This window comes from Catellatospora paridis (assembly GCF_009720365.1).
In the GTDB taxonomy this organism is placed as follows: Bacteria; Actinomycetota; Actinomycetes; order Mycobacteriales; family Micromonosporaceae; genus Catellatospora; species Catellatospora paridis.
In genome coordinates this window covers 42,269-67,374 of the sequence record NZ_WBZD01000043.1, presented here as the reverse complement: position 1 = coordinate 67,374, position 25,106 = coordinate 42,269, and the positions used below count along the sequence as shown (strand labels likewise).

At 68.8% G+C, this 25,106-nt stretch carries 24 protein-coding genes; 16 read left to right on the top strand and 8 right to left on the bottom strand.

Annotation, left to right across the window (positions count from 1 at the left end; translation table 11 throughout):
* Positions 1-77: 77 nt before the first annotated feature.
* The 6 genes from F9C41_RS38195 (at position 78) to F9C41_RS38170 (ending at position 4,818) form a co-directional block, all read left to right on the top strand.
* The gene (locus F9C41_RS38195) at positions 78-1,589 is read left to right on the top strand and encodes a sodium/solute symporter (protein WP_155391733.1); all 1,512 of its coding nucleotides are present in this window, start codon (positions 78-80) and stop codon (positions 1,587-1,589) included.
* 10 nt (positions 1,590-1,599) lie between these two features.
* On the top strand, positions 1,600-1,995 hold the full coding sequence (locus F9C41_RS38190) for a hypothetical protein (protein WP_155391732.1): 396 nt from the start codon (positions 1,600-1,602) through the stop codon (positions 1,993-1,995).
* 286 nt (positions 1,996-2,281) lie between these two features.
* Entirely contained in the window at positions 2,282-3,049 is a 768-nt protein-coding gene (locus F9C41_RS38185) for a hypothetical protein (RefSeq protein ID WP_155391731.1), read from the top strand.
* On the top strand, positions 3,028-3,708 hold the full coding sequence (locus tag F9C41_RS41945) for a UTRA domain-containing protein (protein WP_155391730.1): 681 nt from the start codon (positions 3,028-3,030) through the stop codon (positions 3,706-3,708). Before F9C41_RS38185 ends, F9C41_RS41945 begins: the two co-directional genes overlap by 22 nt.
* Positions 3,705-4,262 carry a GNAT family N-acetyltransferase gene (locus F9C41_RS38175; protein ID WP_155391729.1) on the top strand — a complete coding sequence of 186 codons (558 nt, stop codon included), beginning with the start codon at positions 3,705-3,707 and terminating at the stop codon, positions 4,260-4,262. Before F9C41_RS41945 ends, F9C41_RS38175 begins: the two co-directional genes overlap by 4 nt.
* Positions 4,263-4,422: 160 nt before the next feature.
* Positions 4,423-4,818, top strand: coding sequence for a hypothetical protein (locus F9C41_RS38170; RefSeq protein ID WP_155391728.1), 396 nt, complete (start codon positions 4,423-4,425; stop codon positions 4,816-4,818).
* Between the two features lie 114 nt (positions 4,819-4,932).
* On the opposite strand, the gene F9C41_RS38165 is transcribed toward F9C41_RS38170, so the two are convergent.
* Positions 4,933-5,172, bottom strand: coding sequence for an SHOCT domain-containing protein (locus tag F9C41_RS38165; protein ID WP_155391727.1), 240 nt, complete (start codon positions 5,170-5,172; stop codon positions 4,933-4,935).
* A 227-nt stretch (positions 5,173-5,399) separates the two neighbouring features.
* On the opposite strand from F9C41_RS38165, the gene F9C41_RS38160 reads away from it, so the two are divergent.
* Positions 5,400-5,771: a hypothetical protein gene (locus tag F9C41_RS38160; RefSeq protein WP_155391726.1), complete on the top strand. Its 372-nt coding sequence runs from the start codon at positions 5,400-5,402 to the stop codon at positions 5,769-5,771.
* Between the two features lie 162 nt (positions 5,772-5,933).
* Positions 5,934-6,416, top strand: a complete 483-nt coding sequence (locus F9C41_RS38155; protein ID WP_155391725.1) for a DUF2283 domain-containing protein — start codon at positions 5,934-5,936, stop codon at positions 6,414-6,416.
* A gap of 242 nt (positions 6,417-6,658) precedes the next feature.
* On the opposite strand, the gene F9C41_RS38150 is transcribed toward F9C41_RS38155, so the two are convergent.
* Positions 6,659-7,099, bottom strand: coding sequence for a peptidoglycan-binding domain-containing protein (locus tag F9C41_RS38150; RefSeq protein ID WP_196280135.1), 441 nt, complete (start codon positions 7,097-7,099; stop codon positions 6,659-6,661).
* Positions 7,100-7,455: 356 nt separating this feature from the next.
* On the opposite strand from F9C41_RS38150, the gene F9C41_RS38145 reads away from it, so the two are divergent.
* From F9C41_RS38145 to F9C41_RS38130, 4 genes are all read left to right on the top strand, one after another.
* Positions 7,456-7,737 (top strand): hypothetical protein, encoded by a 282-nt coding sequence (locus F9C41_RS38145; protein WP_155391723.1) that lies wholly within the window; start codon positions 7,456-7,458, stop codon positions 7,735-7,737.
* 44 nt (positions 7,738-7,781) lie between these two features.
* Positions 7,782-8,621, top strand: a complete 840-nt coding sequence (locus F9C41_RS38140) for a DUF4262 domain-containing protein (protein WP_155391722.1) — start codon at positions 7,782-7,784, stop codon at positions 8,619-8,621.
* A gap of 155 nt (positions 8,622-8,776) precedes the next feature.
* Complete coding sequence (locus F9C41_RS38135; protein WP_155391721.1) at positions 8,777-9,943, top strand: endonuclease; 1,167 nt, start codon at positions 8,777-8,779, stop codon at positions 9,941-9,943.
* A gap of 363 nt (positions 9,944-10,306) precedes the next feature.
* Positions 10,307-11,296, top strand: coding sequence for a hypothetical protein (locus tag F9C41_RS38130; protein WP_155391720.1), 990 nt, complete (start codon positions 10,307-10,309; stop codon positions 11,294-11,296).
* Positions 11,297-11,413: 117 nt separating this feature from the next.
* On the opposite strand, the gene F9C41_RS38125 is transcribed toward F9C41_RS38130, so the two are convergent.
* The 5 genes from F9C41_RS38125 to F9C41_RS38105 form a co-directional block, all read right to left on the bottom strand.
* The gene (locus F9C41_RS38125; RefSeq protein ID WP_155391719.1) at positions 11,414-12,094 is read right to left on the bottom strand and encodes a DUF1345 domain-containing protein; all 681 of its coding nucleotides are present in this window, start codon (positions 12,092-12,094) and stop codon (positions 11,414-11,416) included.
* A gap of 36 nt (positions 12,095-12,130) precedes the next feature.
* Positions 12,131-13,588 carry a GGDEF domain-containing protein gene (locus F9C41_RS38120; RefSeq protein ID WP_155391718.1) on the bottom strand — a complete coding sequence of 486 codons (1,458 nt, stop codon included), beginning with the start codon at positions 13,586-13,588 and terminating at the stop codon, positions 12,131-12,133.
* 172 nt (positions 13,589-13,760) lie between these two features.
* Entirely contained in the window at positions 13,761-16,124 is a 2,364-nt protein-coding gene (locus F9C41_RS38115) for a glycoside hydrolase 5 family protein (protein WP_155391717.1), read from the bottom strand.
* Positions 16,125-16,275: 151 nt separating this feature from the next.
* Complete coding sequence (locus F9C41_RS38110; RefSeq protein WP_155391716.1) at positions 16,276-17,706, bottom strand: GH1 family beta-glucosidase; 1,431 nt, start codon at positions 17,704-17,706, stop codon at positions 16,276-16,278.
* 39 nt (positions 17,707-17,745) lie between these two features.
* Positions 17,746-18,768 carry a LacI family DNA-binding transcriptional regulator gene (locus F9C41_RS38105; RefSeq protein WP_155391715.1) on the bottom strand — a complete coding sequence of 341 codons (1,023 nt, stop codon included), beginning with the start codon at positions 18,766-18,768 and terminating at the stop codon, positions 17,746-17,748.
* 394 nt (positions 18,769-19,162) lie between these two features.
* On the opposite strand from F9C41_RS38105, the gene F9C41_RS38100 reads away from it, so the two are divergent.
* From F9C41_RS38100 to F9C41_RS38085, 4 genes are all read left to right on the top strand, one after another.
* Complete coding sequence (locus F9C41_RS38100; protein WP_196280134.1) at positions 19,163-20,473, top strand: ABC transporter substrate-binding protein; 1,311 nt, start codon at positions 19,163-19,165, stop codon at positions 20,471-20,473.
* Positions 20,474-20,603: 130 nt separating this feature from the next.
* Positions 20,604-21,572: a carbohydrate ABC transporter permease gene (locus F9C41_RS38095; RefSeq protein ID WP_155391713.1), complete on the top strand. Its 969-nt coding sequence runs from the start codon at positions 20,604-20,606 to the stop codon at positions 21,570-21,572.
* A gap of 27 nt (positions 21,573-21,599) precedes the next feature.
* Positions 21,600-22,511, top strand: coding sequence for a carbohydrate ABC transporter permease (locus F9C41_RS38090; RefSeq protein WP_155391712.1), 912 nt, complete (start codon positions 21,600-21,602; stop codon positions 22,509-22,511).
* Positions 22,508-23,986, top strand: a complete 1,479-nt coding sequence (locus tag F9C41_RS38085; protein ID WP_155391711.1) for an MGH1-like glycoside hydrolase domain-containing protein — start codon at positions 22,508-22,510, stop codon at positions 23,984-23,986. The genes F9C41_RS38090 and F9C41_RS38085 overlap by 4 nt, the downstream gene beginning before the upstream one ends.
* Positions 23,987-24,265: 279 nt before the next feature.
* On the opposite strand, the gene F9C41_RS38080 is transcribed toward F9C41_RS38085, so the two are convergent.
* Positions 24,266-25,015 (bottom strand): DUF2071 domain-containing protein, encoded by a 750-nt coding sequence (locus tag F9C41_RS38080; protein WP_155391710.1) that lies wholly within the window; start codon positions 25,013-25,015, stop codon positions 24,266-24,268.
* Positions 25,016-25,106 lie beyond the last annotated feature (91 nt).

Genomic DNA, 25,106 nt, shown 5'->3' with positions numbered 1-25,106 from the left:
TCCTCTACCCAGAGCGTTAAGAAGGTGCCCTTCCTTCGGCCAGAAGGTGGGCTTGCCTCGGGTACGATCCAGCGGCCGTGAATGCCTATGCCCTGCTCGCGATCGCGACCGTCACCGTGGCGACGGTCGCCATCGGCGCGTGGGGGATCCGGCTGGTGCGCGGCACGTCGGACCTGCTCGTCGCGTCGCGGATGGTCAGCCCGACGCAGAACGCCGCCGCCATCGGCGGGGAATACCTGTCGGCCGCCAGCTTCCTCGGCGTCGCCGGGCTGATCCTGGCGTACGGCGCGCAGATGCTCTGGTACCCCGTCGGATTCGCAGCGGGCTACCTGGCGCTACTGCTGTTCGTGGCCGCGCCGCTGCGGCGCTCCGGCGCGTTCACCCTGCCCGACTTCTGCGAAGCCCGCCTCGCCTCACCCCGGCTGCGCCGGCTCGCCACCGCGTTCGTGCTGTTCATCGGCTGGTTCTACCTGCTGCCACAGCTGCAGGGCGCGGGCCTGACGTTCCGCATCGTCACCGGCGCGCCGAGCTGGGTCGGCGTAGTGCTGGTCGGCGCGGTGGTCACCGGCAACGTCGCGTTCGGCGGCATGCGCTCGGCCACCTACGTGCAGGCGTTCCAGTACTGGCTCAAGCTGACCGCGATCGCGGTGCCCGCGTTCTTCCTGCTGGCCCGCTGGAACGACGACGGCCGGCCCGCCATCCCCGTCGACGACGCCTGGCTGGCCCCCGCCGGCGGCATGGTCGCCACGTACTCGCTGATCCTGGCGACATTCCTGGGCACCATGGGCCTGCCCCACGTGCTCGCCCGCTTCTACACCAACCCCGACGGCGGCTCCGCCCGGCGCACCACCACCATCGTGCTCGGCCTCGTCGGCCTGTTCTACCTGTTCCCTACGGTGTACGGGGTGCTCGGCCGCGTCTATACCCCCGAACTGGCCACCGGCCGCAACGACACCGTCGTGCTCCTGCTGCCCGCCGCCGCCCTCGGACCGGGCCTGGCCGCCGACGCGCTCGGCGCGCTCGTCGCCGCGGGCGCCTTCGCCGCCTTCCTGTCCACCTCGAACGGCCTGCTCACCAGCGTCGCCGGGGTGCTCGCCAACGACGTGCTCGGCCGGGGACGGCTCGCCGTATGGGGTCCGCTGCCGCTGTTCCGCGTGGCGGCGCTGTTCGCGGGCGCGGTGCCGATGGGCCTGGCCCTGGCCGTACACGGGCTCAACGTGTCGCAGGTGGTGGGGCTCGCGTTCGCCGTGGCCGCGTCGAGTTTCTGCCCGATGCTGGTGCTCGGCATCTGGTGGCGGGGACTGACCGCGGCAGGAGCCGCCGCTGGCATCCTGGCCGGGGGCGGGAGTGCCGTCGTCGCCGTACTCTGGACGATCTTCGTGCCGCCGCCTCCCGGCCTGGCCGCGGACCTCCTGGCCCAACCCGCCGCCTGGACGGTGCCGCTGGCGTTCGCGGTCATGGTGTCGGTGTCCCTGGCCACCCGGCGGCGCGTGCCCGGGGCGGTCGGCGCGATGCTGCTGCGCCTACACGCCCCCGAAACGCTGCACACCCCGGAAACGCAGCGCAAATCCGAAACATCGCGGCTGTAGCGTGGCCGATGTGAGTGATCGAGTACGCGTCGACCTCGCCGCACACCGCCGGGTCCGGCCGCGACCCGGGGCGCACGACGAGCTGGTCGACCAGACGGCGATGGGCGACGCGCTGGTGCGTGAACTGATGCGCGTGCAGCTCGGGCTCGCGCTGCGGCTGGCCGCGGTCGTCGCGGTGGCGCTCGGCGGGCTGCCGCTGCTGTTCAGCCTGTGGCCTGCGGGCACGCATGTGTCGGTGGCCGGGATGCCGCTGCCGTGGCTGCTGCTCGGCGTCCTGTCGTTCCCGTTCCTGGCCGGGGCCGGCCTGGTCTACACCCGGCTCGCCGAACGCAACGAGGCCGACTTCGCGGCGCTCGTCGGCCGCCCGGCCGAACGTGGCACGACCCCTGAGCTGTCATCCCGCTGACAACGAGAGGTATCGAGCGAGTATCCGACATGGATCGTCGCTGCCGTATGGTCTACCGGACTGGGCCGGTGTGAGTGTGGTTGCGCATACTCTTCCTTTGCGGCGGGTCGATACTCTAGCCAGCCATGGAAGGGTCCTCTTCGGCTGACACGGGCGGCGCCGCGCCCGACGAGCCTGCAGTGGCAAATGTGGCAGGTTCGCGACGTGGGAACTGAACTCTGCCGCGCAATCTCGACTGGCGACCCGTGTCACCAGATGGATCCGTGGTCCAATCGGTTCCTCAGCCGTGACGTCGATTATTTCTTCATTAGTCGGGGCGCTTGTCGGCGGGCTCTTGACGATTGCAGCCACTCAGGCAACCATCGAAGCGCAGCTAGCGGCTGTGAGCGCGCAAGCCGAAGCCGACCGTATGGCTCAGATCCGCGAGGCACGTGGGCGCATCTATTCCGACTTCCTCGATGGCCTGTCCGGTCTCAAGAGCTCACTCAGAACTCTGCAGCACTGCGTGACGGAAACGTTTGGCGAACCTCCTTCTCGAGTGTTCTTGTCTTCCGTTACGAACGCTGGGCGCGATGGGCAACCTGCGGAATGCGAACGGGCACCGCGTCAATATATGACCGATCGGATGAGAGTGCAGGGGATACGCGACCACCTCACCGTTTGGGGTTCTGCAGAACTCTATAATCGTGCCTCATTGATTCTTCCAGCCTTTCCGGAATTCGATGATTGCGTTGCGCGAGCCAACGCGGCACGCGACAAAGTGATGACAACGTGCAGCTTTATCTATGTAGACATGTCGCCATTGCTGCACCTTTGGTACGTGGGTGGGTTGGTTGGCAAAGATAGCAGTAATCCGCCGCCCGCAATCGAGCCAACAGATTCGACATCCTCTGATTTTGAGAAAGCTACCGAGGCGTTCGGGTCCGCTTTTGGGGAGTTCGACCGGGGAGACTTCCTCATGCATCTGGTCGATGTCGGCATCCGCGAAATTCGTCATCAGTTCTGCAAGGAGGTGGCGGCGCCAGGAGCGAGATGCGAGCAGCCTTCCGTTTAGGTGTATTCGATGTCAGCGGCAAGTGCAACCTTGGGCAGCTACGCGGAGCTGAATCGAATGCTCCAGGCGGCGGGGCTGGTCGAGCGCCGCCCTGGCCGTGGCGGCGGGGTGTTCGTCCGCGAACAGGTGATGATCGAGGCGTACGCGTGGCGCGACGACCAGCCGATGAGCACCACGTCAGAGGCCGACCTGTTCTTCCGCACCGTGCGAGAGCAGGCCACGAGCCCAGCCAGGAGTTCTCCACCCGTGTGGAGCCGATGCCGGCCGACTTCGCCGCTCTGCTGCACGTCGAGACGGGCAGCACGGCTGCGGTGCGACGCTGCCTGCGCTTCGTCGACGGCGTGCCGCACTCGATCCAGGACTCCCCGGAACTGTTCAGCCCGCACAACATCGCCCAGGGCACGACCGAACTCCTCAGGGAGCGCGGCTACCACCAGGTCGCCGCCCTGACCACCACCAGCGCCCGCATGCCCACGCCCATAGAAGCCGCCCTACTGCAGATCCCCGTCGCGGCAGGCACGCCAGTGCTGCACAACGTGCTGACCGGCTACACCGCCGACCGTCCGCTGCGCATCTCCGCCGCAGCGTTCGCCGCTGACAAGGTCCGGCTCGTCTCGGCCCACGGCGACATCGAGACCATCACTCGGCTCCGCCGATGATCATCCGCCGCGCACGGATGGGCGATATTGACACCATCCTTGACTGGCGCACGCAGCGCGCGGCCTGGCTGGCCGAGCGCGGGCAGGCCCAATGGCAGACCCCGTGGCCGCGCTGGGCCATCGCCGCAGCTATCCAAGCAGGGCAGACCTGGCTGGCGTACGAGGGCGACACAGCGGCGGCGTCGATAACCCTGACCGCATATGCCGACCTCGACGGGCTGTGGAAGTCCGATCGTGCACCGGACGCCGACACCCTCTGGCACCCCGCCGACGATCCGGGCAACGCCCTCTACGCCTCGAAGATGATGGTCCCCCTCGCGCACGCCGGTTCCGGACTGGGTTCCGAGCTGCTCGACTGGGCTGCCGGACGCGCCTACGACGCCGGAGTCCTCTGGCTGCGCCTCGATGCGTGGACCACCAACGCCGACCTGCACGCTTACTACGCCGCGCTCGGATTCGAGCACGTCCGCACCGTCGCCAGCCGTGCATCCGGCGCGTGTTTCCAGCGCCCGGCCCAGCCGTACCACGGAACGCGTCTCAAAGAAGATTCGTGACGCTGAATCGCCCCCGGCGGGAGTGACCGGAGGTCGCCTAGTCTCGGTATCCGCCCATGCCGACTACGACTTCAGCCTGCGAGACGACGTCGGCCGCCGTGCTCCTGCGGCACCGTCAATTGGTCCGCCGACGGCCCATGTCATCGTGCATCATCGGCAGGTGCTCGTCGAGGTCGAGAGTTTCGAGAACCGTTCACGAAGCCTGCTCCTGGCTCGGATCAAGACGCCGGTCGGTCGTGCTGTAGCCGTGTGGGTCGGTGATCGGGATGCCGCCTCCGGCGGTTACTACGTCGAGTGGACCGTGGATGCCGTGATCGGCTGGGGGCGCAACGCGAGGTCGTCAACTGTGTGCGAGCCGGGTGTGGGCGCCGAAGGACACTGTGTGGTGCTCCGCGGGAAGCTCCGTCACCTGGAGCACGGTGCCGCCGCGCTGGACCTGGCCGGTGGGCAGATCCTCCTCGACGTCGAAGGCTCCATGCCGGAGGACACCGATGGCACCTGGGTGGAACTGGTCATCGAGCAGGAGCGGGTCGCGATCTACCCGTACTCGCTCTGACCTCGATGTCAGGCGGCGACGCCGAGTCTTGGATCGGACGGACGAGGTCGCCGTGTACGCCCGGCGGCAGAGCCCGCTGAAGCAGCCGGTGTGCAATGCTCAGCGCCGGAGCCGTCACCCGCCGAGGATGCGTGCCTTCTGGACTTCGTACTCGGCATCGGTCAACGCGCCGGCTTCCTTGAGCCGGTGCAGCTTCTCCAACAGGACGACCGGGTCATTCTGAGACACCTGTCGAGGTGGGGTCTGCCCGCGCACCTCCTCGCCGATCTTCTTCGCGAACCAGCTGTCATGAGCTCGCCCCCAGAGAAACGAGACGACGGCGAGAACGATGATGACCGGGATGATGACCTCCATGGCGCGTCAGCCTAGTGAGCCCGGACAACACCCGGCAGGGTGCTTCGATCACGGGCGGCATGTGAGTGGCGCGTGGCGAGGTGCCACCGCTGTGGCCGGCCGTCGGCGGAGTGGTTTCGAGCCGGTCATCGGTGGTGCGGCCGGAGTGCGTTACCACGTGAAGGAGTGACGCCACAGGCGACTATCTGACGCTGTGTACGACGACCACAGCTGGCATGATCCCGAATGTGAAGCGATTGAAGATTGTTCAGGTATTCATGGTGGCCGCACTGTCCCTGGCCGCATGCTCTGAAACGGGCGAGCCCGCAGTGGCACCAGCGGGTGGTGCGTCTGCGTCTGCGCCGGCAGCGGGAGGCAAGTCTCTGTCGGCCGACGCCCTTTGCGCCTACCTGCGGGAACAGGTCCCGGTGCTCAAGGGGATCGGGTCCGAAGTCGGACGGAAGGTCAACCTGGCGGCGAACCTGGCGACGTTCTTCGACCAGCAGGGTGCCAAGCCCGAAAACGCCGGTCAACTCGATGAGCTGGTAAAAACCGGATGTGCGGACGTGCGGACCGAGATCCTCACGCTGACCGGAATGGACAGCTTCGCTCAGATGTAGCGGCTGCAGGTCGTGCGCAGGTCGGGCTCGTCCATGACGAGGAAGAGGTCGCTGGCTCCCCACCGGTAGCGCAGGCACCTACTTCGGGGCCGTCTCGGATCGGCGGACCGTGTGCGAAAAGCGGCGGTCTGAGGATCGCGCCCTGGACTAGCCTCCTCGGCTATGCGGGTTTACCTCCTCTGGCACGTAAGGCACGCCAGGAACCTCGACGGCACTGTCGAGCACACCGAAGACGGCGAGCTGACCTGGGATGAGCAGAGCGGCGACGACATCAAACTCCTCGGCGTCTACTCATCAGACCAGCGCGCGCAGGAGCGCATCGAGCAGACGCGGGACCAGCCTGGCTTCGTCGACGAGCCGGACTGTTTCCTGGTCACGTCGTACCAGCTGGACGAGGATCACTGGACCGAGGGGTTCGTGACCATTCCTCACCTGGGTGCCCGAGCGCTCGAACTCAACCATGACGCCGACGCGGACGCCGCCTATGTGTCGCTGTTTCCCGTGCCTGCCGGAGGCGTGCGAGAGAACGTCGTCGTGGAGAGGAAGGGCAGAGGCGACATCGTCCTGGACTTCGACGAAGACGGCTTCCTCGTCGGGATCGAGATCATCGGCGCAGGAGGTCTCATCCGGTCGCTGTCGACCTGAGGCGATGCGCTCGTGCCAAGGCCGTTTCACCCAGCGAGGTCCGAGCAGTTCGAAGGTGGAGATCTACCCTTGTTCGCTCCTGCATCGGGCGGCGCCTTCAGCCTGGACGGGCCAGGTCAGCGGCCCCGGGAAGTGGTGATCCTCCGGTGCTCAGGAGGCTGTGGGCTCCTGGCAGCCGGGCTGACGGCGGTCGGCCCGGCTGCCCACGGAAATCCCGGTGACCCGATAGCGGGACCGTCACCTCACCAAAGATACGTGCAGGTCGCAGTGCTGCCGCCATCCTGCGGCCACAGCATGTTGGTCCGCGTCTGCGGGCCGTATCGCCCGTCCACCGAGATGCCCTGGACGTACTGGGCGAACTCCAGTGCTTCACGGGTCTTCGTGCCGAAACCGCCGTCGACGATGAGGGGCACCTTGTGGTGGGGGAAAGCCTTCAGGTAGCACTCGTTGAGCGCGTACTGCAGCACCTTGACGGCGTCGCCGGTCCGGCCCTGCCACAGTTCGCAGTTCACGTTGTCGGTCTCGTTGCCGATCGTTGGAACGGACGCCATGTAGCCGCCGCGGTTCTGGGTGTGTGAGTACGAGGTGCACGGGCTGAGGGCTTGAGCCGGCGACGCGGCGGTGATCACCATGCCGAACACTGCTGTCAGCGTGACGACGACTGCGCTGAGCATTCGCTTCATGTTCGCTCCGAGCCGGGTGGCTTCGGGTCGGACCCGAATCCCGTTCGCACGCCGTGGGCGCGACGTGCACTGATCCGGCCGACGAGACATCAGCCGCCACCCGTCAAGCCGACATCCGCGCCGAGCGTAGGGTCACGGGACCCGATTGCATAGATAATTCGGAATGTACCGAAAGGCCGAGGTCACGAGGTTTCGTGGGCGGGTTCAGCGAGCCCGCGAAAGGGTGCGAGTCGCGCTGTCGTTCACGGTGGTCAACGGTCGCATCACAGCCGCCGCACGCTGTTGTTCACCGGCGGTGCGCGTCACCTGTCGGGCCGTTGAGCCGGGGCGGTGTCGGCCCGTGCCATCCTTGCCGGGTGGAAGAAGTCGTGGCCAGGGGCCTCTGGATGTATGACGGCATCGCACCCACGGCGGTATACGTGGTCATGCTGGACTACGACTTCTGGTACGAGATCGGTGCCGCAGACGACGACCTGGAACCCGGCGAGGTTCCGGAGCTGAACGAGAACGGTCACCTGTACTACGTCCGGCACCACGCGGGCAAGCCGTTCTGGCCGGATTCGCAGGGCTTCCACACGCTGGCCGAGGCGATTGCCGCCGCAGAGTCCGTCATCCCGGGCCCCGTGGAGTGGCGGTAGAAGGTCGCCTAGGCGGGCCACCTGCCCCCGCCTACACTGCACCGATGCCCAGCGACCTGCGCACCCTCCCGTGCCACTGCCACGTCTGCGACCCGCCCGCGCAGCCGAGCGAGCGCCAAGCCCGCATCACCGGCGACGTGAACTCCCACGGCTGGCACGTCGTCGGAGTCCGGGAGCAGGAGCACGTGCCGGCCTGGGGCTACTCGATCGGCCTATGGCACACCCACCGCAGCCTGGAGCTAGCCGTCTTCGGCCTGCGGATGGAAACCTGCATGCAGCTGATCAACGCGGCCGGTGACCTGGTCAAGGACGGCCGCGAGTTCCGCCCCGGCGACCTTGTCGACGACGTGATCAACAACTACCCGCTGGCCGTCAGATACATCCACAACACCTGGTACGGCGACCTGTTCGGGCAGGCGCTGAACTTCTACCAGCAGCCGCCGCTGGCGTTCCTGCAGCTGGTATGGCCGGACAAGCAGCACCGCTTCCCCTGGGACGACGGCGTCGACGAGCACTGCCGCGACGTCCAGCCGCAGCTCTGGCTGCCGCACGACGAGCACCCGGACGGGCCGTGGCGGCGGCTGCGCGACGAGGAGCCGTGGCTGTTCGCCGGCGGCTGCCCGGACGACATGGTCTACACGACGAAACGTGTCATGGCCGGTGAGACGACGGTGACGGGTGTCGTGCACGACGCGGACGACGACTGGCAGTTCCTCGACGGCGGCAGCACCGAGGAGGGGGACGCGGTCCTGGTCCACCTGCGGCACGTGGTCGAGCGCCAGCCGCACGTCGTCGCGCTCGGTGACCTGCCCGAGGGCACCCAGTCCTGGCAGCAGAACGACGGCCGGTGGGTGCGGTTCCCGCACGCGTTCGCCGACGAGTGACCTGACCGGCGGCGGGCGGCCGCCGACCCCGGTGATGTTATGACCAAACTGGAATGCCCGGCGGAGCAGGGCGTACGGGGTCCGGGAGAGTGAACTGTCGCGATGCGACAGCACGCCTCTTCTGCCCGCGCGCCACGACCCATAGCATTCTGGCCATGAGTGCTTTGAAGGTGACTTCGGCCGGCGGCAAGCGGCTTGCTGTGGCTCTGGCCGTCGCGGTCGCGGTGGCCACCGGTGTCGCCACCATGTCGGCTTCGGCGGCGGCCCCGCTGACGGTCGCCGCAGCACTGTCGGCTCAGGACGGACGCTCTGCGACGGTGGCGGGCTACATCGTCGGGCAGCCGACCGCGACGAACACCGTGATCAAGTCGGGGTTCACCGGCGACACCGCGATCGCGATCGCCGACGCGGCGGCCGAGTCGAGCACTTCACGCATGCTGTATGTCCAGGTCACGGCGGCTTACCGCAGCGCCTTCGGGCTGCAGGGCAATCCCGGGCTGATGGGGCGGCAGGTGACCGTCACCGGCACGCTGACGGCGTACTTCTCGCACGGCGGGCTCAAGGACCCGACCTCGATGAGCCTCGGCGTCGGTTCGTCACCGTCGCCCGCGCCGACCGGGTCGAGCGGACCGTACGACCCCACGTACTACGCGAGCGCGCTCGGCAAGACCGGGCCGGCGCTGCGCACCGCGCTGCACAACATCATCAAGACGCAGACGAAGGTCACGTACGCGCAGGTGTGGGAGGGGTTGAAGGCCACCGACCAGGATCCCAACAACGCCGCCAACGTCATCCTGATCTACAGCGGGCGCTCGCAGAGCAAGACGACCAACGGCGGCGGGGTCAACGACTGGAACCGCGAGCACGTCTGGGCGCAGTCGCACGGCGACTTCGGCACCGCGACCGGCCCCGGCACCGATCTGCACCACCTGCGCCCCGAGGACGTGACGGTCAATTCGACCCGCGGTAACAAGGACTTCGACCTGGGCGGTTCGGCGGTCGGCGAGGCGCCGGGCAACTACACCGACACCGACTCGTGGGAGCCGCGCAACGCGGTCAAGGGCGACGTCGCGCGGATGCTGATGTACATGGCCATCCGGTACGAGGGCGAGGACGGCTGGCCCAACCTGGAGCTGAACAACTCCACCAGCAACGGGTCGGTGCCGTACATCGGCAAGCTGTCGGTGCTGCTCCAGTGGAACCAGCAGGACCCGCCGGACGCCTTCGAGAAGCGCCGCAACCAGGTCATCTACGACAACTGGCAGCACAACCGCAACCCGTTCATCGACCACCCGGAGTGGGCCACGGCGATCTGGGGCTGACCGGCCCGGGTGCTGCTCGGCGGTGGGCCGTCCCATCAGATCGTGGGCAACTCCGCGCGAGGCGTGCGCGCTCGCCGATCCGAAGCGCGTCCGCATCGCCACGGGCACGCCGTTGTCGACCGCCCGATAGGGAGCGGGCGCAGGCGTGACGGGTGGGACGGCATCCTGGCCCCGGCCTGAGGACCGGGGCCTATGTGTGTCTGCCCCCATGCGGCGGGTGGGTGCGTCCGCCGCATGTGGTCCTCGCGGGGCAGCGCGTAGTGGAGAAGGCGGCGATAATGACCCGATCTAACTGATCATGGAGGAATGGTGCGCACCACCAACGGGGGAATGTCTAACCTGCTGCGCCGTGCAGGCGCGGCGATGGCAACGGTGTTGGTCGCCGTGGCCTGTGCCGTGACACTGGGCGCGCAGCCCGCATACGCGTACACACAGGACGACCTCGCCGTCGACACGACGGTGCCGCAGGTCGGCTACACGGAGTTGGCCGCCATCACCAAGGCGTGGACCGCCGGGGAGACCCGCACCCTGAAGGCAGGGCTGGCCGCGGCCAGTAGCACGACCGGCAACATGATGGTCGCGGCCCGCATCTCCTGCGGCGACGACTGGGGCGTCAACACCACGCAGAACAGCACGGGCCAACCGGAGATCACCAAACTGGTGGTGAACTGGCTCTGGACCGCGCCCGCCGACGGGGAGTACACCTGCCGCCTGTTCGGCAGAAGCAAGAAGGGCGCGGGCGGCGCGACCGACGCCGACTACCTCACCGCGCTGGCCGGCGGCCAGACGTACCTGTGGCTGTCCGGGTCGGTCTACCCGGGCTCGGCGATCTGGTCGACCGCGGAGGACTGCGTGCTGTATCCGGCGACCTGCCAGGCAGGCGACGAGGGTGTGTTCGTCGGCGCTGGCCTGCCCGCAGGCAGCGCCGAGTACGTGCTGCACTCGAACTCCTGGACCGCGGCGAGCAGCACGACGTCAGTGCGGCTGGTGCTCGATGCGGAGCTGACCGCGTGCTACTACTACACCGACAGCTGCCCGCAGAGCACTTGGGGACCGCTTAGCCTCAAGGGCCAGGGCTCCGCTGGGCACTACTACCCGGTCGTCACGGTCAGCAACGTGGTGACGGGCGAGGTGTGTCAGGTGGTGACGGGGAGCCCGACGGCTTATGCGATCTCGTGGGACCAGCACCACAAGAAGGTCCATTCGCTGACATACCTGCCGATCACGGCGGGGTCGGACTGCCGCCGGTTCAGTGCCAAGCTCTATCTGGCGGTCGACCCGGCATTGAACCCGCTTCGGGTGGAGCCGTCCAACTACTCGGTCGGCTACTTCGTCAACTACGCCTCTTCCTGACGGCCCCAGAGGCGCGGAGGTCTGCGGTTCTTGGTTGCTCACACAGCCGGCGTACCGCAGACCTCTTCGCATGCGTATGGTTCCGGTCGGCCCACAGGATCGTGAGCGTCGGCTTGGTCAGTTCACCAGTCCGGCGATGAGGTTGATGGCTCCGGCCACGATGACCACGCCGAACAGGTACGCCACCAGGGCGTGTACCAGCACCGTCCGCCGCATCCGCCGGCTGCGCAGCGTCGTGTCCGACACCTGGTAGGTCATGCCGATGGTGAACGCCAGGTACGCGAAGTCGCGGTAGTCGGGCTGCTCCTGCTGCGGCTCGCCGAACTGGACGGCCCCGCCCGGCGAGCGGAAGTACAGGTGCGCGTAGCGCAGCGTGAACACGGTGTTGACCACGACCCACGAGACGAGCACCGTCGACCCCGCGACGGCGACGAACAGCCCGCGGAGCGAGCCGCTGTTCAGCCCGGCCAGCCGGAGCGCGACGAAGACGCCGGTCAGGCTGGCCACGCTCGCCGCGAGCAGCAGCAGCGTGGCGGAGCCCCGGCTCTCGTCCTCCCGTACGGCGAGCTTGCGGGTGGTGGCGCCGTTCGCCCTGATGATCATCGGCCAGGTCGCGAACAGGAAGGTCAGCGCCATCACGTTCCAGCCGCCGATGGCGGCCAGTTCCCAGGTCGTGACCATGGCCAGCCCGGCCGCCGCGAGCAGTCCGAGGCAGGCCACCACGGCCGCGCGGCGCAGCGCGGGGGCGTGCCAGCCGAGCCATCGGTGGTACAGCGTGGGGGACGGGACGTCGGCCATGCACCCAGTCTCCACGGCATACCCGTGGACACCAGGTCATTCCGCGGACCACACCGAGTACTGCGTGTCCTGCTTGGCGGTGTACATCGCCTGGTCGGCACGGCGCAGGGTGCTCTGGGCGGGCTCGCCGGGCCGGCGCAGCGCCATGCCGACGCTGACCGCGCTGCCGCTGTCGCGCGCCGCGGCGACCAGCCGGTCGGCGACCCGGACGGCCTCCGCGACGTCGGGCACGTCGAGCACCGCGACGAACTCGTCGCCGCCGACCCGGAACAGCTCGTCTCCGTGGCGCAGGGATTCGCGCATCGCGGCGGACAGTTCCATGAGCACCCGGTCGCCTTCGGCGTGGCCGAGCCGGTCGTTGATCTGTTTGAAGTTGTCGACGTCGATGACGAGCAGGGCGGTGCGGCCGGCCCGGGTGGCGGCGAGCCGCTCGGTGAACGGGCCTAGGTGGCGCAGGCCGGTGAGCGGATCGGTCTCGGCGAGGGTCTGCATCTGCTGCAGCGTGCCCAGGCGCTCGTAGCATTCGGCGGCGTTGGCCATCAGCAGTTCGAGCACGGTGACGGTGCTCGGATCGACGCGTATCGCCAGCTCGTCCAGCACCAGCATCGCGACGTCGAGCCGGGGCTCGGGGGCCGCTGCGCGCACCGGGAAGGCGAGCAGCGTGCGCACCCCGGCTTCCACGAGCGGTTCGAAGCCGCGGACGTCCTCGCCGGCCGGGTCGCCCAGGGTGTGCGAGGCCCCGTGCCGGCATACGGCGTCCACCAGCGCGGCCAGGGTCTGCGACGGGAGGTCGGCGACGCGCACGGGCAGGTCGTGTGCGCCGGTGGCGGTGTGGGCGGCGGTCTGCCGGAGCGGATACCGCGGCTGGCCCGCCGGGACGACCCGCCGGGTGAGGACGGTCGCGCTGCCCAGGCCGGTGAGTTCGACGGCGGCCCGGCAGGCCATCTCGGCCAGCTGCACCCCGCTGTGCGCGGTGGCGAAGCCGAGGGTGTGGCGCAGCAGCAGCTCGGCCCGTGACTCGGGGGGCAGGCCGCCGAGTTCGTCGATGCGCCGCCGGAGCCGCCGGCCGACTTCGGCGAGTTCGTCCGCCCAGCGGGCTGGTTCGGCGACGACGTGGTCGAACTCGATGTTGAGCACGCCGATGGGCAGGTCGGCGGGTTCGCTGAGCGGGGCGCAGACCACGGAGCCGACGGGGCGTCCGGTGTGCAGGCCCGCGTACGCGATGGAGGCGTCGTCGATCGCCGTGGGCCGGCCGGTGGCCAGCACGTGCCCGACCACGCCGTAGTGGCTCGGCACCGCGGTGGGGGCCTGCCACGCGCCGCTGAACGCGACGACCGACAGCTGACCGGGGCTGAGCAGCAGCACGTCGACCGCGGCGTCGAGGTGGCCGTGCAGCACCGACACGGCGGCGTTGCAGGCGCGCACCACCGAGTCGCAGCCGGCGGCGACCTCGGCCACGTCGGCGATGACGTCTTCACTGAGGTGGCGAACCATCACATCCCGCCGTACCACGTCCATCCCGACATCGCGGACCAGATCCCAGCCTAGTGCCGCAGGAAAGATCGCCGTCTCGTATCGGAGAACGAGGTCAGTCCTCAGGTTCCGACACGAGACGGCGATCTCGGGTAAGGCGCCGGCCCGCGTGGGCGGGCCGGCGGGGGAGCGGTCAGATGCGGTAGATGGCCAGGCCCATGATGGCGGGCTTGCCGTAGGCGCCGGTGACGTTGATGTTGAGGACGCCGTCGGACACCGTGACGGTGTACGCGCCGTTCTCCCGCCAGTGGCTCAGGGCTAGGTCACCGAGGTTGCTGGCCTTGAGGATGCCCTCCAGGGTGACGTTGAACCGGCGGGTGTTGCCCTGCACCGACTCCATCTCCCAGACGTACACCTGGTAGGTGCCGTTGGCCACGGTCTGGCTCATGGTGATGGTGCCCAGGTCCGTGCCGAGCAGCCCGGTGTGGAGCATGTCCACCGTGGCGGCGTCGGGCAGCGGGCTGGGCGTGACGGTGTTGGTGTGGGCGGTGCCGCCGGAGACGGTGAACCCGGTGGACTGGGCCGTGGTCTGGCTGACCCACTGGTTGCCCTCGATGACGACCGCGGGCCCGTTGAGGTTGATGCCCTTGACGAAGCCGGTGGCCGGCGGGCTGGTCGACGGCTGCGGCGACGGCGAGGCCGGCGGCGCGGACGGCGACGGGGAGGTGGTGGACCCGCCGGTGACGACGGCCCGGTCGAGGGTGACGACCGTGCCCGAGGCGCTGGCGTTCTTGGTGCCGGTGTTGCGGATCCGCAGCGTGTGGTTGCCCGCGGACAGCACCGGGCTGGTCCAGACCGCCACGTCGCCGGTCTTGGTGGCGGCGTAGAGGTCGACGTTCACCTCGGTGCCGCCGTCGATCGACACCGCGGCGATGCCGTGGGTCGCGCCGGTGACGCCCCGGTAGACGACCCGGGTGCCGTTGAAGGCCAGGGTCGCGGTCTCACCGGCGTTGAGGCTCCAGCTCTGGCTGGCGTTGTAGAACACCGCCGGGGCGGTCTCGTTGCAGGCGGTGCAGTGGGTCCAGCCGCTGTAGTTCCACTGGTTCTGCCCGGTGCCCTGGACCGAGTCGTCGACGTTGACCGTGCCCGGCGGCTGCGGCGAGGCGCTGGCCGAAGGAGACGGCGACGGCGACGGCGAGGCCGGGGGAGACGGTGGCGGCGACGACGGCAGGACGCCGCCGTTCTTGGCGATCAGGCGTGCGGCCTGGGTCGCGAACATCTGGTACGCCGGGTCGTACTGCACCTTGGACGTGTCGGGTTCGCCGTAGATGGAGAAGCCCTCGCCGTTGTCGGGCGGCCAGATGAACGTGGCCGGGTTGACGTTGTCGTCCTGCGGGTGCGGTTTGGTCGCCGGGGGCACGACCTTGCCCTCGACCCGCCAGGACAGCCAGCCGGCGCAGTCGTTGTTGTTGTAGATGGTGTCGGCCCAGCCGCTGTAGATGTTCGACCGGGTGACCTTCTCCGCCGCGCTGCGTGCCGGGTAGGCGAACTCCTGCATGAGCACAGGTTTGCCGCTGGCCACCGCCGTCGCGCAGTGCTGGTTGATCAGGTTGTTGACCTGCTGCGGGGTGATGTTGTGGTACGTCGGGTAGGTGTGCCAGGTCTGGAAGTCGATCGCCGGCACGTTGGCGGCCTCGGTGTTCGGGTCGGAGCCCGCCTGCCCGCCGTAGAAGCCCTCGCTGCCGGTGGTGACCAGCTGCTGGGCGCCCTGCGCCTTGATGTAGGACGCCATCTCCTGGTACCAGCCCTGCGCCAGGGACACCGAGCTGACCTCGGGCTCGTTCATCAGGTCCCAGGCGAAGATGGTCGGGTCGTCCTTGTACTTCACACCGGTGATGCTGTTGGTGCGGTTCAGCACGAAGTTGACCCAGTCCTTGTACAGCTGCTTGGTGCGGGGGTCGCTGTAGAAGAACGTGTAGCGCTGCGCGTGGCTGGACCCGTTGTAGCCGGGGATGTACCACGAGTTGATCTGCTGGGTGCCGCCCGCCCACTGCCAGAAGTCCATCATCGCGATGTTGAGCTTCAGGCCGAGTTGCGCGGCCCTGGCGATGACGTAGTCCCAGCGGCCCAGCCCGTTGGTGGTGCTGGGGTTGAAGGCGTAGGTGTTGGTGGCGGTGTCCCAGTAGATCAGGTACGTCCCGTGCATACCCATGTTGGACGCGTCGCCGGTGCTGGCGGGGTTCCAGATGTGCGGCTTGGTGGTGCCGTCCAGCGACCCGGTGACCGAGTGCAGGATGCCGCGCACGACGTTGTAGTTGCTCGCGTCGGCGTAGCCGAGCACCGAGTCGACCTCGGCGCGGGTGCCCCAGCCGAGGTAGTGGCTGTTGGTGCCCGCCACGTAGAAGGGCTTGCCGTCGAGCATGAACTTGGTGCCCGACGTGGTGACGAAGCCGGGGGCGGCGTTCGCCTTGTTGCCGACCATCAGTGGTAACAGCACGGCGAGGACCATCGCAATCACGAGCGGGATGGTGAGCCGGTTGAGCCGAAGAGCTTTCATGCCAGGTCTCCTACCTGTGTCTCTCCTGGTGCTCTGGGGGGGAGCGCCGCGTCCGGGGCCGGGCGCCCCGAACGCGACGTGCTTCGATTAATGCGCATCTTTGAACCAATACGGACGCAGGCGTCCCCGGGTCCGCTCCTTGCTACGCCCGTCAGCCGGCTGCGGGCGGGTCCAGGGGTGGGATGGCGTTCGCGGCGATGACCTGCCGGAACCAGTGGCCGCTGTTCTTGATCGTGCGGTGCTGGGTGTCCCGGTCGACGTGGATGAGGCCGAAGCGCTGGCTGTAGCCGTACACCCACTCGAAGTTGTCGATCAGGGACCACATCACGTAGCCGCGCACGTCCACGCCGTCGGTGATGGCGTCGTGCAGTGCGGCCAGGTGGGCGTGCAGGTAGGCGACCCGGCCCGCGTCGTCGACGCGCCCGTCCGGGCCGACCGTGTCGGCCGAGGCCATTCCGTTCTCGGCGATGACGATCGGCACCGGACCGTAGTCGTGGCGGATGCGGTTGAGCAGCTCGCGCAGCGCACCCGCGTCGACGACGCCGTGGATGGTGGACGGGCCGTCGGCGGGGGCGATGTGGACCAGGCCGTCGCTGCCGACCCAGCGGTTGTACGGGTCGGCGGGGCCGGGACCGGCGGCGACGTACAGCGGCGTGTAGTAGTTCACGCCGAGCACGTCGATCGGGGCGGTGACCGTGGCCAGGTCCCCGTCGCGCACGAAGCCCCAGTCGGTGATGTGCGCGGTGTCGGCGATCAGGTCGGCCGGATACTCCCCGCGCAGCAGCGGGTCCAGGAAGATCCGGTTGCGCAGCGCGTCGGCCCGGCGCACCGCGTCCCGGTTCTCCGGGGTGTCCACGGGAGTGCGCACCGGGGCCGGGTTGAGCGCGACGGACACCTGCGCGGTGCGTGGCAGGGCCGCTCGCAGTGCCTGCACGCCCAGGCCGTGGGCCAGGTTGAGGTGGTGGGCCACGGTCAGGGTGGTGGCGTCGTCGGCGATGCCGGGGGCGTGGATGCCGGAGGCGTGGCCCAGGAACGCGGTGCACCACGGCTCGTTCAGGGTGACCCACAGCGGCACCCGGTCGCCGAGCCGTGCCGCGACCAGCGCGGTGTAGTCGGCGAAGCGTTCGGTCATGTCCCGGTCGGCCCAGCCGCCCGCGTCCTGCAGCACCTGCGGGTGGTCCCAGTGGTAGAGGGTCAGCATCGGCTCGATCCCGTTGGCCAGCAGTTCGTCCACCAGCCGGGAGTAGAAGTCCAGCCCCTTGCCGTTGGCCGCACCGCGCCCGTCGGGCTGCACCCGGGGCCACGACACCGAGAAGCGGTACGTGTTCAGGCCGAGCTGCGCCATCAGCGCCACGTCGTCGCGGTAGCGGCGGTAGTGGTCGACGGCCAGGTCGGCCCGGTCGCCGTTGTCCACCCGGCCGGGGACGGCGGTGAAGGTGTCCCAGACCGACGGCGTACGCCCGTCGACGTCCAGGGCGCCCTCGACCTGGAACGCCGCGGTCGCCGCGCCCCAGCGGAATCCCGCGGGGAACTCCGGGGGTGCGTGGCGGCGGTCGGGCGCGGTCTCCGTGGGGGCGGTCATCGGCGGCTCTCCTTGCGGGTGCGGGCCCTGTCGGGCGGATCAGCGCGTGCGGTAGACCCCGGTGCTGCCGCGCGGCAGCAGCCGGTAGGGCTCGGCGGGCTGGGAGTCGGCCCCCGGCCCGCTCTCGATGGCGGCGAAGAGCATGCGCGCCGCCTGCGCGCCCCGGCCCGGGATGTCGTGGGCCAGCGCGGTGAGCTTCGGGTTGACCAGGCGGCACAGCCGGGAGTCGTTGAAGGCGACCAGGGACAGCTCGTCCGGCACGGACAGGCCCATCTCCAGCGCCACTTCCAGGCCGGTCACCGCGGTCAGGTCGGTGTGGTAGATGATCGCGGTCGGCCGGTCCGGCGAGGCCAGCAGCCGCCGGGTGGCCTGCGCGCTGTCCTCGTCGGAGTAGTCGGCGCGCACCGTGGTCGGCTCGGGCAGGCCGCGCAGGCGGCACACCTCCCGCAACGCGTCGGCGCGGTCCACGATGTGGCGCATGTTCGGGTCGCCGGACACGTGGGCCAGCCGCCGGTGGCCCAGCGCCGCAAGGTATTCCACGACGTCGGTCATGCCGGCCGCGTCCTGTGACCAGATGCTCGGCAGCGTGCCGGTGCCGGCGGGCCCGCCGATGACGACCGCGGGCAGGTGCAGGTCTTCCAGTACGCCGACGCGCGGGTCGTCGTCGCGCAGGTTGAGCACGATGACGCCGTCGACCCGGTGCTCGGCCCACCACCGGCGGTAGGTGGCGATCTCGGCCTCGGTGTCCTCGACGACCTGCAGGTTGAGCCCGCAGGAGCGGGCCGACAACTCGGACTCCAGGCCGCTGATCAGCTCCATGGTGAACGGCTCGGCGCCGAGCAGCCGCGCGGGCCGTTGCAGGGCCAGCCCGATCGCGCCGGCCCGGCCGCCGCGCAGGGCGCGAGCCGCGCTGTGCGGCCGCCAGCCCAGTTCGGACGCCACGGCGAGGACCCGCTGCCGGGTCTCCTCGGACACGCCGGGCTGGTCGTTGAGCGCGAACGAGACCGCGGACCGGGACACCCCCGCGCGGCCGGCGATGTCGGCGATGGTCGGGCGCTTCACGGCCGTCCTCCGTTCCGCATGGGCAGCTCCCTGGTCGTTGCTACTAAACCGATTTCGTTACGGACCGGGACAGTAGCAGTGCGCTCCGTCGTGCGGAAGACCCCGGTCGATCCGAGGCGGAACCTGGCTGATCGCTGAAGCAGGAGGGGATGCGGTCTCATCTGCGGTGATACTCCTCTGGGGACATGGCGCAAAAGTTTCCGGCGTAACACGGTGTTGACGTACTTGCGAGGGCGGGCTATGGTCCCGGTCACTGTTTCGATTTAGTTCGCCATCGCGTCTAGATGGATCGCGACAGGACCGCCGGGGGATCGCTCCGGGGGCCCGCACGATGCCGGCCGGACGCAACGCTTCCGCACCTCTCCACGCGCATCGCACCTCACAGGAGTTCACTATGGAGCATGCTCGATCCAGGAAGTCCCGCCGGAGGCCCGGCGTCGTCCTGAGCGCGCTGCTGCTGGCCGCTTCGCTCGTCACGGCGGCCTGTGGCACTGCCGACGAACCCGAGGCCGAAAGCGGCCCGGTCACCATCAGCTGGGGCTGGTGGAGCAACACCCCCGAGAAGGACGCGCTCTACCGCAAGTGGCTCGACGGCTTCGAGGCCGCCAACCCCAACATCAAGATCAAGTCTGAGTTCCTGCCCTGGGACGCGTACTGGGACAAGGTGAAGACCACCACCGCCGGCGGCAACGCCTACGACGTGGTCGGCCTGTGCTCCTGCTTCGCGGCGTCGTACTTCGACAACGAGGTCTTCGCCGACCTCAAGAAGATGGACGGCTACTCCGGCGCGATCGCGGGGGCCCAGCCCGGCCCGGTCGGGGTGTTCGGCTGGAAGGACAAGCAGTACGCGATGCCCGTCGGCATCTCCGTGCCGCTGGTCGGCTACAACAAGGACCTGTTCAAGGCCGCCGGCGTGGCCACGCCCGACCCGGCCGTGCCGATGACCTTCGACGCCTTCAAGGAGATGGCCAAGAAGCTCACCAAGGTCAACGGTTCCGGCAAGGTCACCCAGTACGCCCTGCACCCGGGCAGCCTCAACTTCTGGGAGTCGCTGATCGCGATGCGCGGCGGCTCGCTGTACGACAGCTTCGTCAGCCCGACGAAGGTCACCGTGAACAGCCCGCAGGGCATCGCGGGCCTGGCCGACTACGCCAGCCTGTTCACCGACAAGATCGTGCCGCCGATCGACGAGCAGCGCGAGAACCAGTGGCTCAACGGCGACCTGGACAGCCTGCGTACCGGCAAGGTGGCCATGGCCCGGGTCGGTCCCTGGAACTTCGCCGACATCGCCGCCAAGTCCCCGAACATCGGCGTCTTCCCCCTGCCGAAGGTCGGCGACAGCCTGGCCCTCTACTCCGGTGCCAACGGGTACGCGATCTCCGCGGAGAGCGAGCACCCGAAGCAGGCCTGGGAGTTCCTCAAGTGGATGCTCAAGACCGAGAACCAGGTCGAGTTCGCGAAGTTCAGCGACGTGCCGGTCGACGTCGAGGCGCTGAAGAAGCTGCCGGACTTCATCACCCCGAAGGACTTCGCGCCGACCCTGCTGGCCTCGGTGCCCGCGTTCCGCCCCGGTCTGCTGACCGTCAAGGAGGAGCTGGGCAAGGACGTCGGTCTGATCATCGACGACCTGGGCCGTGGCAAGCTCACCCCCGAGCAGGCCGCCGGCGAGATCGAGAAGAAGGGCAACGCGCTGCTGTCGCAGTAGCGTGACCCGCCGGTGCGGCCCCGCGGATGCACGCGGGGTCGCACCGGCCCGACCGGCCGCCACGGGGACTGCCGGTCCGCGTTCCGCCCGTTCACTGCCGTTCCACAGGTTCCGACCGGAGGCGTACATCATGAGCATGGTTTCGGCCGAGCAGCGGCCGCGCTTGAAGCGGCGCTGGTGGCGGCGCGAGGGCGTGCAGGGCTACCTCTACATCAGCCCGTGGCTGCTGGGCTTCCTGATGTTCGGCGTCGCGCCGCTCATCGCCGCGTTCATGACCAGCCTGTCCAAGGCCAACGTGTTCCGCACGATCCGGTTCGTGGGCACCGACAACTACTCCAAGATCCTGACCGACGACCCGGTGTTCGCCACCATCGCCGGCAACATGCTGATCTACGTGATCGGCTCGACGATCATCTCGATCGGCCTGGGCCTGATCCTGGCGCTGCTGCTGTTCAAGGACTTCCGCGGCAACCACGTGTTCCGCACCCTGATCTACGTGCCCAGCCTGCTCGTCGGCATCGCCACCGCGTACCTGTTCAAGCAGGTGTTCCGCGGCGGCGAGGTCGGCCTGGCCAACATGTTCCTCAGCCTGTTCGGCACCGAGCCGGTCAACTGGCTCGGCAACTCGGAGAAGCCCTGGCTGGCGCTGGTCGCGCTGATCCTGGTCAACGTGTGGTTCGCCGGCGGCACCATGCTGATCTTCCTGGCGGGGTTGAAAGGCATCCCGGCCAGCTACTTCGAGGCCGCCCGGGTCGACGGGGCCGGGCCGTGGCAGATGTTCCGCAAGGTCACCCTGCCGCTGCTGTCGCCGGTCATCGTGTTCAACACCGTCATGGCGCTGATCGGGCACATCCAGGTCTTCGAGACCCCGCTCGCGTTCGCCAACAGCGGCGGCGTCGCCACCGGCAACCCGCTCGGCTACGAGAACAGCCTCGGCACGTTCGTGACCTACCTGTACGTCAAGGGCTTCGTCTACCAGGACATGGGCTACGCGTCGGCGCTGGCGTTCATCATGTTCGCCGCGACCCTGGTGCTGACCGGCCTGGTGCTCTGGCTGGCCCGGCGCTTCACCGCGTACGGCGACGCCGACCAGAACTGACCGCGGCCCACCCACCGGAGGATTGCCATGCAAGACGTGTTGGACAAGCCGCGCAGCGGCGACGTGCCGCCCGCCGCCCCGGCCGCGCGCACCGCCACCGTGCGCCGCCGCCGCAACAGCCGGGCGCGCTGGGAGCTGACCGCGCGGATCGCGGCACTGAGCCTGTTCTGCCTGCTGCTGCTGTTCCCGTTCGTATGGCTGGTGTCGCAGTCGCTCAAGGACACCAACCAGTACTTCGCCACCCCGTTCGAGTGGATCCCGAGCCCGTTCCGCTGGGAGAACTTCACCGACGTCATCTTCAAGTACGAGTTCCTGCACTACATCGGCAACAGCCTGTGGCTCGCCGTGTACGCCGTCGTGGTCAACATCCTGTCGTCGTCGTTCGTGGCATACGGCTTCTCCCGGTTCCGCTTCCCCGGCCGCAACGCGCTGTTCATGGTCGTGCTCGCCACGATGATGCTGCCCGGCCAGGTCATGACGATCTCGCTGTACCGCTTCTACCGCGAGATCGGCTGGATCGACACCTTCTACCCGCTGCTGATCCCGAAGCTGTTCGGGGCGGCGTTCGAGATCTTCCTGTTCCGGCAGTTCTTCCTCAGCCTGCCGCGCGAGGTCGACGAGGCCGCCCGCATCGACGGCTGCGGCACCCTGCGCACCTGGTGGCACATCATCCTGCCGCAGTCCAAGCCGGTCATCATCGTGGTCGCGGTGTTCACGTTCCTGGGCAGCTGGCGCGAGCTGTTCGGCCCGTTGATCTACCTCACCGGCGAGGAGAACCGGACCCTGCCGCTGGGCCTGCTCTACTTCACCTCGCCGTTCGGCTCATCGCTGCCCATGCTCATGGCGGCCATCGTCATCTCGCTCATCCCACCCGTCGTCCTGTACGCCCTCGGGCAGAAGTACATCGACAAGGGCGTCGCCATCGCGGAGATCAAATGAACCTGCCCCAGCCTGTCGCCGTCGGCCGCCCGCTGGACCGGTCCGCGCTGCCCTCGCCCGTCCTCGACGCAGAACCCGGGCTCGTCGAGCTGTACTGGGCCGCCTGGGAGCTGGCGTACCAGCACGTCGTGACGCGGGAGGGCGCGCCGCGTTCGCCGTACATGGACGAGGGTTTCGACCCGGACACCATCTGGATCTGGGACACGTGCTTCATGGCGCACTTCTGCAAGTACGCCCCCGACCTGTTCCCCGGGGTGGAGAGCTTCGACAACTTCTACCGCCCGATGTACGACGCCGAGCCGACGTCCCTGAAGATCCACCACCCGGACAACCCGCCGCTGTTCGCCTGGTCCGAAGAGGAGTACGTCCGCCACACCGGCGACCTCGACCGGGTGCGCTGGCTGCTGCGCGACAGGGCCTACCTGCAGCAGCACTTCGCGTTCATGGAGGGCACCCCGGCGGGCAGCCGCTTCCCGCACAGCAACATCGCGACCACGGTCGAGCGCGTGCCCCGCGGCTACCTGTGGGAGGGCGTGACCAGCGGCATGGACAACACGCCCCGCGCGCCGATCCAGGGCGAGCACGGCACCTCCGGCGGCATCCTGTGGTTCGACGTCGCGGCCCAGCAGGCCCTGTCCGCCCGGTCCATCGCGACGCTGGCCCGGCTCATCGGCTCCGACGAACTGGCCGAGGAGTACGACGCGCACCACGCCCGGCTCGTCGCGCTGGTGAACGACTTCTGGTCGGCTGAGCACGGTTCCTACTTCGACCGCTTCGCCGAGGAGCCGTACAACTTCCACCGGGTGCGCACACCCGCGGTGTACTGGCCGCTGCTGGCCGGCGCCTGCGACGCGACCCAGGCCGACGCGCTGGCCGCGGCTCTGGCCGACCCCAAGTGCTTCGGCGGGCCGGTGCCCTGGCCGTCGGTGGCCCGCGACGACCCGGAGTTCCGCCCCGACGGCATGTACTGGCGCGGCGGCGTGTGGATCCCCGTCGCCTACGCGAGCGCCCGCGCCCTGGCCGACTCGGGACACGCCGAGCTGGCCCACCGTGCCTCGCTCGACCTCATCCGCCACATGGCCGACACCTGGTCGTCGTACTCGCCCCCGACGATCTGGGAGGCCTACTCACCCACCCGCCCGGCGCCGTCCACCGCCAAGGACGACCGCACCCCGGTCCGCCCCGACTTCTGTGGCTGGTCGGCCCTCGCCCCGATCTCCATGCTCATCGAACACGTGCTCGGCTTCCGCGTCGACGCCCTCACCCGTACCGTCCACTACCGCCCCCACCTGCCTGGCCGCACCGGCATCCGCAACCTCCGCATCGCCGACACCCGGCTGACCCTCATCGCCGACGACACGACCTTCACCGTCGACACCGACGGCCCGATCACCCTCGCCCTCCCCGACCGCACCATCCCCCTGCCCCCCGGCCACCACACCCTCGAAAGGAAGGGCACCTTCACATCGCTATAGGTAGCGGAAGGGCACCTTCTCAACGTGGCGTTGGGGCGGAGCTGCGGTGTTGTGCGCGGCGGCCCGCGATGTGCGTGTCTGCCGGTATTCGCGATGGGCGTGCCGGCCGTGCAGATCGCCGCCGTTGGGCGTGACGCGACAAGATCTGTTTTTGTGGACGCCTGACGTCGTCATGACGACACCCAGCGTCCACAAAAACAGATCTTCACTTTGTCGCCCCGCCCCCCTGAGCGCTCCGGTGCAGCTCACCGTGGGCGTCGTGTTAAGAAGGTGCCCTTCCTATACGGAAACCGATGTGAAGGTGCCCTTCCTTTCCAGAGGGGGGAGGGCTTGCCAGGTGACGGGGAGGTGGCGCATGAGCAGGGCGCCGTCGAGTTCGATGGAGCCGGTGGGGAACAGGCGGCGGTCGTCGTAGAAGGAGGAGTGGGCGTGCAGGAGCTGGGCGGGCTCGACGTCCCAGCGCGAGGAGACCAGGCGCAGGCCTTCGTAGACGCCGGGGCGGCGGGACACCGAGTAGCCGTCCGCGCCGGTGCGGAAGAAGCGCGCGGCCTCGTCGAGGTCGGCGAAGAGCGCGCTGCCGGTCAGGCGGTCGGTGATGCGGGCGTGCACGTCGACGTACGCCTCGTCGTCGGTGGACCGGAAGGACACCCGCAGGTCGGTGTCGGTCTCGGCGACGGTGAAGACGGAGCGGTGGTGCCAGCCGGGGTAGAGCCGCCCGCCGAGCGCGACGGTCGCCCGGGAGTGGCTGTCGCGGCGGGGGATGAAGACGCCACTGCGGACCCCGTCGGGGGTGTCCCACTCGACGGCCAGGCGGTGCGCGCCGTTCTCGGTGGCCGGTAGCCCGGTGACGTGGGGCATGCCGGGCAGCCGGGTGCCGGCGAGCCGGATCAGGCAGATACCGACCACGGCCGCGCCGCGCACCAGCTGCGGCCGGAAGGGCTCGGGCAGCAGCCGGGCGACCAGGTCGGGGTCGGCTCGGTAGTTCACCAGCAGGCGGCGCTGGATCTCGCTCTGTACGCGCGGCAGCATCTCGGCAGCTCCTTCAGCATTTGAGCATCTGCTCAATTGAAAGGGTAGGCCAGTTTGAGCAAATGCTCAAGATGCCTATGGGGCAAATGAC

Coding starts and splice junctions, on each gene's coding strand:
- F9C41_RS41945 (WP_155391730.1), top strand. CDS start 3,028: ATGCGAGCAGCCTTCCGTTTAGGTGTATTCGATGTCAGCGGCAAGTGC.
- F9C41_RS38175 (WP_155391729.1), top strand. CDS start 3,705: ATGATCATCCGCCGCGCACGGATGGGCGATATTGACACCATCCTTGAC.
- F9C41_RS38165 (WP_155391727.1), bottom strand. CDS start 5,172: ATGGAGGTCATCATCCCGGTCATCATCGTTCTCGCCGTCGTCTCGTTT.
- F9C41_RS38155 (WP_155391725.1), top strand. CDS start 5,934: ATGCGGGTTTACCTCCTCTGGCACGTAAGGCACGCCAGGAACCTCGAC.
- F9C41_RS38150 (WP_196280135.1), bottom strand. CDS start 7,099: ATGAAGCGAATGCTCAGCGCAGTCGTCGTCACGCTGACAGCAGTGTTC.
- F9C41_RS38140 (WP_155391722.1), top strand. CDS start 7,782: ATGCCCAGCGACCTGCGCACCCTCCCGTGCCACTGCCACGTCTGCGAC.
- F9C41_RS38135 (WP_155391721.1), top strand. CDS start 8,777: ATGAGTGCTTTGAAGGTGACTTCGGCCGGCGGCAAGCGGCTTGCTGTG.
- F9C41_RS38130 (WP_155391720.1), top strand. CDS start 10,307: ATGGCAACGGTGTTGGTCGCCGTGGCCTGTGCCGTGACACTGGGCGCG.
- F9C41_RS38125 (WP_155391719.1), bottom strand. CDS start 12,094: ATGGCCGACGTCCCGTCCCCCACGCTGTACCACCGATGGCTCGGCTGG.
- F9C41_RS38120 (WP_155391718.1), bottom strand. CDS start 13,588: ATGGTTCGCCACCTCAGTGAAGACGTCATCGCCGACGTGGCCGAGGTC.
- F9C41_RS38115 (WP_155391717.1), bottom strand. CDS start 16,124: ATGAAAGCTCTTCGGCTCAACCGGCTCACCATCCCGCTCGTGATTGCG.
- F9C41_RS38110 (WP_155391716.1), bottom strand. CDS start 17,706: ATGACCGCCCCCACGGAGACCGCGCCCGACCGCCGCCACGCACCCCCG.
- F9C41_RS38100 (WP_196280134.1), top strand. CDS start 19,163: ATGGAGCATGCTCGATCCAGGAAGTCCCGCCGGAGGCCCGGCGTCGTC.
- F9C41_RS38095 (WP_155391713.1), top strand. CDS start 20,604: ATGAGCATGGTTTCGGCCGAGCAGCGGCCGCGCTTGAAGCGGCGCTGG.
- F9C41_RS38090 (WP_155391712.1), top strand. CDS start 21,600: ATGCAAGACGTGTTGGACAAGCCGCGCAGCGGCGACGTGCCGCCCGCC.
- F9C41_RS38085 (WP_155391711.1), top strand. CDS start 22,508: ATGAACCTGCCCCAGCCTGTCGCCGTCGGCCGCCCGCTGGACCGGTCC.
- F9C41_RS38080 (WP_155391710.1), bottom strand. CDS start 25,015: ATGCTGCCGCGCGTACAGAGCGAGATCCAGCGCCGCCTGCTGGTGAAC.